Raw genomic sequence first — 11,518 nt, 5'->3', positions numbered from 1 at the left:
ATAGCAGGGTTGGTCGGGGCTGAACCCGCCGACGGAGCTAGGCGGCAATTGGCGGGGTTGACCTACTTGATGCGGCGAACCCGGCCATGCTCCACCATGTAGGCTCGCCGCGCCAGATCGATCATGGGCAGGTCGAAGGCCGAATCGGTGTAAAAGGCGTCGATGGCCGTCTTCTGACCCAGAATCTGCTGAAAGTGCAGGGGTTTGTCAGGCCCAAAGTTGAGGTAGCCCACGGTCAGGGATTCCAAATCCAGGGTGGAGCCGATGCAGCGGGTGATGCCCAGTCGGCGGCAAGCCTCCCCCGCCACCAAATCGAAGGAGGCAGTCACCACCACGTCGTCAGCCTGGGGCGTGTACCAATCCATGATCTTGTGCATGTTGGCATCCCAGAATTGGTTGACCAACCGGTCCATGTCAAAGCCGGGACGCGAGGTCAGCCGGCGCAGGTAGCGCGATCCCACCCGACGCATGGCCGAGTCCAGCTGCTCCAGGGTGACCCGGCCCAGACGGTAGCGGACGGCGTAGAAGAGGGCAATCGGCAGGTAGTGCAGCACCCGCGGATCCTTGCGGGCAGTGAACAGGTAGAAGTCAAGCAGGCTCTCGCCATCGTAGATGGTGCCGTCGAAGTCCAGTACCCGCATGCCAGTCCTTTCCAGATCTCAGCACTAAAAAGCGAACATCTTAGCATACCGTGGAGCAATGACGGTGATAGTCCCCGACTTCCATGGATCCTGTTCCGCCAGATGCTGACCCGAACAGCCTCGCGAATGGGCAGTCCCTGTCCTGATCGTGGATCATCCCCATGGTGTCGACGGTATTGATATGATGAAAAATGCGTTGTTCATATAGGGCCAAGGCTAGGGACTTGTCGAAAATAGGCCTGGAAGGGGAACGGCGCCGAAGGGGTCCATGCGGACAATCATGTCCGCCGAACTCTGTGATCTTCCTTATCAGCTAGGGGGCAGCAGCGATGTTGAAGAAGAGCCACTACCACAACCTGAGCAGCTGCATAGCCGGAATCTACCGGCATGCACGCAACGACACCAGCCGGTATACAGGCGACTCCACCTTACGGGGCACTCAAGGTGATTTGATCGTATATCTCTATGATCATCCAGGCCTCAGCCAGCGTCAGATCGCCCGGGATCTATGCGTAGACCCCAGCTTGCTGGCCAGGGATCTCAAGGCTTTGAAGGCCCAGGGCCTGGTCAGCCGTGAACAGAACCCCGCCGATCACCGGGTCAATATCATCGCCCTGACCAGGTCGGGCGCAGACATAGCGCGCAAACGGATCAGGTCGGTCAACAACTGGTGGACGGATCTGTTCAAGCAGAATCCCGATATCGACCCTGAGACCTTCCAGACCGAGCTGCGCTGCGTCTACAACCGGCTGCTGGCCAATCAGCTCTGATCCCGGATACTGAGAATCAGCCCACCGAACGGCCTGAGGTCTCCCAACCCATCAGGCCCACGACCAGCATGGAGGCCAGGGCCACCAGGCTGATGGTGACGAAGATTGAGGTGCTCCCCCATTGGCTGAGCATGGCACCGATCAGCACGGGCATGAGCACATTGCAGAGCTTGGCAACGGCATTGGCAATGCCCACACAACGGAAGCGGACCGTGGTCGGGAAGAGCTCGGGCGCATAGACGGCCACCACCGAAGACATGAGAACGTAGAGGCTGGCCATGAGCATGATGCCTACCAGAATGGCCGTGACCTGGCTGGTCTGCGCAGCGTAGAGCAGCCCGAAGACCGCCGTCAGCAGGAAGGCTGTGACAATGATCCGCTTGCGGCCGATCCGGTCCAGAAGCAGGGATCCGATCAGGCAGCCCAAGGGGGCGCCCAGCATCATCAGGGTGCTGATCCACAGGGACCCGCTCAGATTTATGCCCCGCTTGAGCAGGATGGTGGGCACCCAGGAGGTGAAGGCATAGGAGCAGACATTGGTGGCCGAGACCGCCACGGTGGCCACAATCAGGCCGCGAACAACGCTACCCGAGGCCTTGGCGGATGGCTCGCCACCCTCGTTCCTTCCATCAAGTGCGGAACCGCTGGCAGAACCGGATCTTGACCCTCCCCGGCCATTACCGGCTTCCAGAAGCTCGACCACCTGGACAGCCTCGTCCATCCGCCCATGCAGAGCCAGCCAGCGAGGGGACTCAGGGATGTCACGCCGCAGGTACCAGATCAACGCCGCTGCCAGACCAATGCCCACGAAGAGCGGCCGCCAGGACCAGCGCGGAATGATCCAGGCGCACAGAAGCATGGCCAGGGGCACTCCGGTGTTGGCCACCAGTGAGACAATGGCGCTCCAACGGCCGCGATGCTTGATGGGAGCGAATTCGTTGACCATGGAGAATCCGGTGACGATTTCGGCGCCCAGCCCCAGGCCAGCCCCCAACCGGCAGACCGAGAGGATGGCCATGTTCGGGGCCAGAGCGCCCAGCAGGGTAAAGCCGCCGAAGAGCAGCAGGTTGATCTGATAGGCGGTCTTGCGCCCCCGCAGGTCTCCGATGAATCCGGCCAGCAACGAGCCCACCAGGAGCCCCAGGAAGCCAGCCGACAGGAAGAGGGAGTTCTGGGCGACCGTGGACCATCCGGTGCTCAAGGCTGAACTGGCTACAGCGCTGCCCACATAGACATCAATGCTGTCCATGAGCATTCCCGCGGCCACCAGGGCCACGATCTTGTAAAAAGTAGCCGATTCACGAGCATTGTCTACTCGCCGGGTAATCTCGCGGACCGCCAGGTCGTCCTCGGCCACGCCGAGACCTTTGGATTGTTCGGATATGTCTGCATTGTCAATGACCGCTGTCGACATCGTCACCCTCGCGCCCGTGCATGAGGCATGCCCCATGCGTCCATGCCAGACCTGCCGACAGCGACAGGCTCCTTGTGGGAGCATGGCGACCGTCAATATGGAAGGCCTGAACCCTGCGGCGTTTCGGTCATTGTGTGGCTGCTCAACGTCTATTGGGTGACCAGTATAGGAGTCTGGACGGTCATTGCCCAGACCCGGCGTTTCCCTCCGGCCCGGCGGCCCTGTCCAGGATGGCCCTGATGGCCTCCAGGCGAGGACCCAGCTGACGCTCATAGCCCCGATCGTTGGGGTGATAGTAGCGTCGTCCGACCAGTTCGTCCGGCATGTACTGCTGCGGGGCCACTGCACCCGGCGCATCGTGCGCATACTGGTAGCCTTCATGGTTGCCCCAGGCCTTCATCAGTTTGGTGGGAGCGTTGCGCAAATGGAGGGGCACCTGGCCGATATGCCCGGCGTCCACATCCTCCAGGGCTTGGTTGATGGCCAGGTAGGAGGCGTTGGACTTGGGTGCAGTGGCCACGGCGATGACTGCCTCGGCCAGGATCAGCCGGGCCTCTGGCATGCCCACCATGGCCACGGCCTGAGCTGCCGCAACCGTGATCTCCAGCACCTCCGGAGAGGCCATGCCCACCTCCTCGGCGGAGGCGATCATGATCCGTCGAGCGATGAAGCGCGGGTCTTCACCTGCCCGGATCATCCGAGCCAGGTAGTGCAGGGCTGCGTCCACGTCAGATCCCCGCATGGACTTGATGAAGGCTGAGGCTACGTCGTAGTGATCGTCGCCCTTCTTGTCATAGCGGACAGCGGCCACGTCCATGACCGAGGAGACCACCTTGGCATTGATCAGCGGCCGACGCGCCCCCTTGGCACGAGGCCCATCCTCGGTGACGGCCCCGGCCGCAGCCTCCAGAATGGTCAGAGCACGACGGGCGTCGCCCCCGGCAAAACGCACGATCTGGTCTAAAGCCGCTGGATCCAGCCGTACCTGATCCTTGAGCCCTCGCTGATCCTTGACGGCCCGGCGGATCAGCTTGGCCAGGTCCTGGTCGTCCAGGGCCTCCAGCTTGACCACCACCGAACGCGACAGCAAAGGCGCAATGACCGAAAAGCTTGGATTCTCCGTGGTGGCTGCGATAAAGGTCACATCCCGGTTCTCTACGCTGGGCAACAGGGCATCCTGCTGGGACTTGGAAAAGCGGTGGACCTCATCGATGAAAAGGACCGTCTCCTGACCCTGGCTGACCAGTCGCTCCCGGGCCTGGGCGAGGACCTGCCGCACCTCCTTGACACCCGAGGTGACGGCCGAAAGCTCCTCGAAATGCCGCCCGGACTGTCGGGCCACGATGTAGGCCAGGGTGGTCTTGCCCACCCCAGGAGGGCCGAAAAGAATGACCGAGCTGGGAGCCGTCAGACGGTTGTTCGGATCCGACCGGGCCAGCCGTTCCAAGGGGGTTCCCGGAGCCGTGACCTTGTCCTGGCCGACCACCTCGTCCAGGCTCCTGGGCCGCATCCTGACCGCCAGAGGCAGGGTGTGCTCCTCGGGGGGATCCGCCGCCTGGAAGAGATCATCAACCATCTGCACTACCTCATTCCTCGGAGCCCCTATGGCTCCCCGACCTCACCAGCATAGGCCTGCGTCTACCACAAACAGCAGGACGAACGCGCTAGACTGGGAACCCATATAGCCCTATAGCCGTATCGCCCAGCGCGTAGTTGGGCTCCGGAAACCCGGTGTGTGTACAGTTTACTGGTCATCCGCCTGAATATCTTCAGGAAGACCCATGAAAACCGGGACCGGCACAGGTCGGAACAATAAGGAGAATCGCCAGTGATCGCCAAGCATGTTCGCCAGGGATGGACATCCGGTCCGGGCAGGTGGGCCATGGGCCTGCTTGCCCTGATCCTGGGGCTCTCAGCCCTGATCGTCGCCCCCTTGGCCACCCCGGCGCAGGCGGCCCAGGACTCACCCGCCGCACAGGCGGTCCACGGACGCACCTTCCGCGTCGCCACCGACACAACCTTTGCCCCCTTCGAGTTCCGCGACTCCTCCGGCAAGCTGGTCGGCATCGACATGGATCTGATCCGCAAGATCGCCGACATCGAGGGCTTCTCGGTGCAGATCCAATCCCTGGGATTCAACGCCGCCCTGCAGGCCTTGAACTCCCAGCAAGCCGATGTGGTCATAGCCGGCATGACCATCACCGACCAGCGCAAGCAGGTCTACGACTTCACCGACCCCTATTTCGACTCCGGCGTACAAATGGCCATTGCCAAGGATAACGAGCAGATCCACAGCTACAAGGATCTGCGAGGCAGCGTGGTGGCCGTCAAGACCGGCAGCGAGGGCGAGGCTTTCGCCAAGCAGCGGGCGGCCCAGTACGGCTTTAACGTCAAGGCGGTGGACCAGTCCTCCACCATGTACGAGATGGTCAAGTCCGGCAACGCACAAGCGGTCATTGACGACTACCCGGTCCTGGCCGACGGCATCGCCCAGGGCAACGGGCTGAAGACCGTGACCAAGAAGGAGCCCGGCGCCTCCTACGGGGCGGCCGTCCGCAAGGGCGAGAACAAGGTGTTTGTGGCCGCCTTCAACGAGGGTCTGGCCAAGATGAAGGCCGACGGCAGCTATAAGAAACTGGTCGAATCCTATGTGGGCAGCAGCCATTCCAGCAAGAATGACTCCGCCTCCCGGCCAGGATTCTTCGAGCTGGTCCGTCAGGCCTTCCCCTCCCTGATGCTGGGCCTGCGCAACACCCTGGCCATCACGGCCATATCCTTCGTCATCGCCCTGGCTATCGGCATCATCCTGGGACTGTGGCGAATCAGCCCCAACCGTATTTTGTCCTGGATTGCCCGCATCTACGTGGCGGTCTTCAGGGGCACACCCGTCCTGGTCTGGGCCTTCTTCTTCTACCTGGGCGTCCCCCAGCTGATCGGCCACCGCATCAGCATCTGGCTGGCCGGCGCGCTGACCCTGTCTTTGAACTCCGGAGCCTATCTGGTCGAGATCGTGCGCGGGGCCATCGACTCGGTGGACGTTGGGCAGATGGAGGGGGCCCGCAGCCTGGGCCTGACACGTCGCATGGCCCTACGCCGGGTCATCCTGCCCCAGGCCGTAAGAATCGCCACGCCCTCCATCATCAACCAGCTGGTCATCATGCTCAAGGATTCCTCCCTGCTGCTGGCCATCGGCTTCGGCGAACTGCTCTACCAGGCCCAGCAGATCTACGCGGCCAACTTCCGCGTGACCGAGACCCTCTTCATGGTGGGCGTCATCTACTTCGTCGCCATCAGCGCCCTGACCTGGATGGCCAATATGCTCGATAGGAGGCTGCATCGATGAACTTCGAGGACCCGGACATGGACACCGGACGACTGACACGTCGCATCCGTCAGAACCAAAGTCACCTCAGCCAGGGAAAGTCCCAGATGGCCGTATCCATCCGCGACCTGCACAAGCGCTACGGCGACACTGAGGTCCTCAAGGGGATCGACATGGAGGTCAAGCCAGGCGAGGTCATCTCCATCATCGGCCCCTCGGGCGCGGGCAAGTCCACCCTGTTGCGCTGCATCAACGCCCTGGAGATGCCGACCTCGGGCACTATCAGCGTCTATGGAATCGATATTTCCGATCCAAAGACCAACATTGACAAGCTGCGCGAGCACGTGGGCATGGTCTTCCAGCACTTCAACCTCTTCCCCAACATGAGCGTGGCCGACAACATCATGCTGGCCCCCCATATGCTGCACAAGACACCCAAGGAGGACGCCCGGCAGCAGGCCCTGGACCTGCTGGAGACCGTAGGTCTGCAGGAGAAGGCGGACGCACGACCCACGGATCTGTCGGGTGGGCAGCAGCAGCGTGTCGCCATCGCCCGGGCACTGGCCATGCATCCCGACATCATGCTCTTCGATGAGGCCACCTCGGCCCTGGATCCGGAGATGGTGGGCGACGTGCTCCAAGTCATCCGCTCCCTGGCCGAGGGGGGCATGACCATGATTCTGGTCACCCACGAGATGGCCTTCGCCCGGGAGGTCTCCTCCAGGGTGATCTTCACCGATGCCGGGATCATTGAGGAGGAGGGCACGCCCGAGCAGATCTTCGGCCACCCGCAGAGCCCTCGGCTGCAGTCCTTCCTCTCCAAGGTCCTGTAAAAGACCCCGGCCTAGAGCTCCATCAACTCCTCGATGGGACCCACCCGGTATTCCTTGAAGACCACCTGACCGCTCTCCTGGGTGGCATCCAGGTCCACGATGCCGGCGATGCCCCAGTCGCGTTCGCCCTCGACATCGTCGAAGATCTGCTGGACCCGCCAGGTGTGCCCCTGACGCTCGTCCCGGTCATCCAGGCTGAAGAAGTCCGAGGACCGGGCCTGGGCATCGGTCAGGATCTGCTCATGGTCCTCGTAGAGGTCGTCCAGCGCGTCGCTCCAGGCCCGCAGACCGTATCCCCAGTCTGCATCCAGGTCGGCCAGGGCCTCCGGGCGGTCGGCGGCCACCAGCTCCACCCGTTGGAACATGGCGTTGCGCACCAGCAGGGTCAGCCCCCGCCGGTCCGCCACCACCTGGTTTTCCACCTTGGGCGGGGCGGCATCTAGCCCACTCGGGACTTCGCCATTTTCAGCCCTGCCTGCGGCCTCCCACTCATCCACCAGGCTGGAGTCCACCGAGCGCACGATCAGTCCCAGCCAGGCCAGGATGTCCTCCAGCCGCTCATCCATGAACTCTTCGGGAACCGTCCTGCTCAAAGCCCGATAGGCATCGGACAGGTATCGCAGCAGGGTCCCCTCCGACCGGGATATTCCGTAGCGGGCGATGTAGCCGTTGAAGTCCGAGGCCGTCTCGATCATGTCCCGCAGCACGGATTTGGGATGGATCTCATAGTCGTTGGCCCAGGGAACGTCCCGGCGGTAGCGGTCGAAGGCCTCCCCTAGCAGCTCTTCCAGGGGCTTGGGCCAGGTCACCTCCTGCAGGCGCTCCATCCGTTCCTCATATTCCAGGCCATCCTCCTTCATCTGCTGGATAGCCGCATCTCGGGCCTGCCGCTGCTGGGCCTTGAGTATCTGCCGGGGATCCTCCAGTGTGGCCTCGACCATGGAGAGCAGATTCATGTCATAGTCAGGATCCTCGGGATCCAGCAGTTCCAGGGCAGCCAGCAGGAAGGGCGAAAGAGGCTGGTCCAGGGCGAAATCCTCGGGCAGGTCCACGGTCGTGAAGTAGTCCAGGCCGCCGTCCGGGTTCCGTTCGGTTTCGATGACCCCCGTATCGGTCAGGGTCTGGAAGATCTCGTCAGCCCGGTCCTGCAGATGCTCCTTCTGCTGCGGGGTCTGACGGGAGTCCTCGATCAGGTCCTCCACCCGCCTCCTGGCATCCCCGCCCTGGTCGACCTCGTTGAGCACCATGGCGTGGGTGATCTTCAGGTGCGGCGTCAGGGTCTCGGGACGGGCCTCAATCAGCTTGTCGAAGGTTCCCTTGCCCCAGGTGACGAACCCCTCCTGGGGCTTCTTGCGTTTGATCCGCTTGAGCTTCTTGGGGTCGTTGCCCGCCTTGGCCACGGCCCTGGCGTTCTCTATCTCGTATTCAGGTGCCTCAGCCACGACCAGTCCGCTGGTGTCGAAGCCCATGCGCCCGGCCCTACCGGCAATCTGGTGGAATTCTCGGGCCCGCAGACGGCGCATCTTGTAGCCGTCGAACTTGGTCAGTCCGGTCAGCAGGACGGTGTGAATGGGCACGTTGATGCCGACCCCCAGGGTATCTGTGCCACAGATGACCGGCAGAAGGCCATCCTGAGCCAGCTGCTCCACCAGGCGCCGGTATCGTGGCAGCATACCTGCATGATGGACCCCGACCCCGGTGCGCAGCAGCCGCTGCAGAATCTTGCCGAAAGCCGTGGTGAAGCGGGTGCCGGCCATGGCCTCCTTGATCCGGTCGCGCTGGCCTCGGTCGGAGACCCCCGTGCTGGACAGTGCCTGGGCCGTCTCCAGGGCGGCATCCTGGGAGAAATGAACGATATAGACCGGTGAATCCCCATCGGCCAGCAGGGACTCCACGGTGCTAGGCAGGGGGGTATCCACGTAACGGTAATCCAGTGGCACCGGTCGGGGGGCATCGGCGACGATGTCCACACCCACCCCGGTTTTGCGTTCGAGGTCCTGGGCGATCTGATCCACGTCGCCAAGGGTGGCCGACATGAGTAGGAACTGCACATCGGGAAGGGTCAGCAGGGGCACCTGCCAGGCCCAGCCTCGGTCCGGGTCCCCGTAATAGTGGAACTCATCCATGGCCACACACCCGATGTCGGCATGGCGACCCTCCCTCAAGGCCTGGTTGGCCAGGATTTCGGCCGTGCAGCAGATGACCGGGGCATCCGTGTTGATGTGGGTGTCGCCGGTGATCATGCCAACACGGTCGCGGCCCAGAACCGAAACCAGGTCGAAGAATTTCTCTGAGACCAGGGCCTTGATGGGGGCCGTGTAGTAGGAGCGCCGTCCGGTGCATAGGGCGATGAAATGCATAGCCAGGGCCACCATGGACTTGCCCGAGCCGGTCGGCGTCGACAGAATCACATGGTCGCCTGAAACCAAGGAGAGGACGGCCTCCTCCTGATGCGGCCAGGGGGTGATGCCCCGGGAAGCCACCCAGGAGAAGAAGCGGTCGTAGATCTGATCCTCGGTCAGGTTGCGAGGGCCTCCCGCCTCGGGAACCAGGTCACCTAGGGATGGAGGCTGGCCGGTTGAGGCGGTTGAGGAATCAGCATGTTCTTGGACCATGTCCACCAGTCTATCCGGCCAGGCACACAAGTCCGGCCGGAGACTGGCTTGGAATCATGGGAGCTGAGGACCGGTCAGTCCTGGTCTTTGCCCTCTTGCTTCTTGCCCTCGTCCTTCTGATCGCCGTCGGAGCGGCCGCCGCGTCCAGGCTTGAGGAAGTCCGGAATCTCCAGGCTCGCCTTATGCGGATCGACCAGCGTGTCGGGCTGGGTCCTGTCATAGCCCTGGATGTAGCGGGTCTTCCTCCAGTGCTGAATGGAGGCGTTGGACCCACGGTGGTGGGCGTGGTACTGCAGCGGCGCACCGCCGTACCGGTCCTCGTCCACCTCCTTGGCCACGGCTATCTGGTTGACGTTGGAGGGATCCATGATGGCCACAGGCGCGGCCGGCTCCACGAAGTCGGCGGGGGCGGCGGTGCGCTCCTGCATCTTCTTGGGCAGCCAGCGGGCGAAGTGGGACAGCAGGAAGCAGACGAAGAAGTAGACCACCGAGGCCACCACCAGGGTCTGCAGGATGTTGAAGTACATGGAGCCCAGGCGACGGGACTCCTGCAGCAGATCCGTGTACATGATGATGGAGCCCAGAGCCGTATCCTTGAGAACCACGACCAGCTGGGTCACGGCCGCCGGCAACATGGCATAGACGGCCTGGGGAACCTCAATCTGCATCAGGGACTGGGTCCTGGTCAACCCCAGGGCCAGAGAGGCCTCGCGCTGACCATTGGGCAGGTTGCCCACGCCAGAACGAATCAGTTCAGCCACCACGGAGCCGTTGTAGAGGATCAGGCCCAGCACGACGGCCCAGTAGGAGGCCTGGCTGATTCCGGCAAAGGCGAACCAGCGCCAGAAGAAGATCATCATCATCAGCACCGGGACGGCCCGGCAGAACTCCACTATGACACCTGAGACTGCCCTTACCAGCCCGTTGGGCAGCAGACGGCCGATGCCGAAGACGAACCCAAAGATGACCGAGCCTATCACGGCAACAACCGAGGCCTTGATGGTCAGCCAGAGCCCGGGCAGGTAGAAGTCCGACCAGGCTTCGTAGTCCAGGGCCGGGCGCCAGAGCTCCCAGCTCAGCTGGTTCTCACCGTCCGGAGGGTTGTGCAGCCTCATCAGCACCAGGATGACCACGATGGCGAAGATGACGGCGGCTATCCAGTTGGCTATTCGTATGGTGCGCCGGCCCTTGGGACCGGGTTGATCGAAGAGCAGCGAGCTCTCATTGTCCTGTGCCATGGCCGCTCACCTCCTCACTGCCAGCTTGTTGGACAGGTACGTGGTCAAGGCTCCGATGGGCAGAACCAGAATCACGTATCCCAGGGCGAAAATCAGGAAGATGGCCACAATAGCGTTGGCGTGGAACTCGATCATCTCGCTCATCAGGGAGGAGCTCTCGGAAGCCACGGAAGCGGCTGCAGCCACGGTGGAATTCTTCAGCAGGGCGATGAAGGTGTTGCCCAGGGGCGCCACCGACCCGCGGAAGGCCTGGGGCAGAATGATCTGCGAGGCCGACTGGAAGAAGCTCAGCCCCAGGGCACGGGCCGCCTCGGCCTGACCCAAGGGCACCGTGTTGATGCCCGAGCGCAGGGACTCGCAGACGAAGGCCGCCGTGTACAGGGACAGGCCCGTCACCGCCAGCCAGAAGAAGTTGACGGAGAATTCCGGCGAGAAGCTGATCTTCAACTGGGCGAAGGCCCCCAGGACCATGAAGACCATGATGATGGTCAGAGGCATGTTCTGGAAGAACTCCACATACCCTCGACCGACGGCCCTCAGGGAGGAGATGGGCGAGATGCGCATGATCACCAGGATGATGCCCAGAATCAGCGAGAAGAGGGCCGACCAGAGGGTCAGCTGGATGTTGACCCAGAAGGCCGCCGGGATGTCGTAGTCGGAAAACAGTTCGATGATGGTTGACATC

The 11,518-nt window shown here is 62.6% G+C and carries 9 protein-coding genes; 3 read left to right on the top strand and 6 right to left on the bottom strand.

Annotated features, from left to right (window positions below; translation table 11 throughout):
* Positions 1-62 precede the first annotated feature (62 nt).
* A complete protein-coding gene (locus CI601_RS05125; RefSeq protein ID WP_121914567.1) occupies positions 63-641 on the bottom strand; it encodes a haloacid dehalogenase-like hydrolase in 579 nt (192 codons plus the stop codon).
* A 329-nt stretch (positions 642-970) separates the two neighbouring features.
* Between CI601_RS05125 and CI601_RS05120 the strand changes: the two genes are divergently transcribed.
* Positions 971-1,411 (top strand): MarR family winged helix-turn-helix transcriptional regulator, encoded by a 441-nt coding sequence (locus tag CI601_RS05120; protein ID WP_101432224.1) that lies wholly within the window; start codon positions 971-973, stop codon positions 1,409-1,411.
* Positions 1,412-1,427: 16 nt separating this feature from the next.
* On the opposite strand, the gene CI601_RS05115 is transcribed toward CI601_RS05120, so the two are convergent.
* Positions 1,428-2,825 carry an MFS transporter gene (locus tag CI601_RS05115; RefSeq protein WP_121914566.1) on the bottom strand — a complete coding sequence of 466 codons (1,398 nt, stop codon included), beginning with the start codon at positions 2,823-2,825 and terminating at the stop codon, positions 1,428-1,430.
* Between the two features lie 181 nt (positions 2,826-3,006).
* Positions 3,007-4,401, bottom strand: a complete 1,395-nt coding sequence (locus tag CI601_RS05110) for a replication-associated recombination protein A (protein ID WP_121914565.1) — start codon at positions 4,399-4,401, stop codon at positions 3,007-3,009.
* 252 nt (positions 4,402-4,653) lie between these two features.
* Here CI601_RS05110 and CI601_RS05105 point away from each other — a divergent pair, with 252 nt between their 5' ends.
* Together CI601_RS05105 and CI601_RS05100 are read left to right on the top strand one after the other, a co-directional pair.
* Entirely contained in the window at positions 4,654-6,168 is a 1,515-nt protein-coding gene (locus CI601_RS05105) for an ABC transporter substrate-binding protein/permease (protein ID WP_259465328.1), read from the top strand.
* A gap of 86 nt (positions 6,169-6,254) precedes the next feature.
* On the top strand, positions 6,255-6,980 hold the full coding sequence (locus CI601_RS05100) for an amino acid ABC transporter ATP-binding protein (RefSeq protein ID WP_147437942.1): 726 nt from the start codon (positions 6,255-6,257) through the stop codon (positions 6,978-6,980).
* An 11-nt stretch (positions 6,981-6,991) separates the two neighbouring features.
* Here the strand turns inward: CI601_RS05100 and CI601_RS05095 are convergent, their stop codons facing one another.
* The 3 genes from CI601_RS05095 to CI601_RS05085 form a co-directional block, all read right to left on the bottom strand.
* Entirely contained in the window at positions 6,992-9,595 is a 2,604-nt protein-coding gene (locus CI601_RS05095; protein WP_121914806.1) for an RNA helicase, read from the bottom strand.
* 74 nt (positions 9,596-9,669) lie between these two features.
* A complete protein-coding gene (locus tag CI601_RS05090) occupies positions 9,670-10,833 on the bottom strand; it encodes an amino acid ABC transporter permease (RefSeq protein ID WP_121914563.1) in 1,164 nt (387 codons plus the stop codon).
* Positions 10,834-10,839: 6 nt separating this feature from the next.
* A complete protein-coding gene (locus CI601_RS05085) occupies positions 10,840-11,517 on the bottom strand; it encodes an amino acid ABC transporter permease (protein WP_024627819.1) in 678 nt (225 codons plus the stop codon).
* Position 11,518 lies beyond the last annotated feature (1 nt).

Source organism: Bifidobacterium sp. wkB344, from assembly GCF_003688305.1.
Classification (GTDB): Bacteria; Actinomycetota; Actinomycetes; order Actinomycetales; family Bifidobacteriaceae; genus Bombiscardovia; species Bombiscardovia mizhiensis.
Note: the sequence above shows the minus strand (reverse complement) of the source record. Positions and strands in the feature narration are given on the sequence as shown.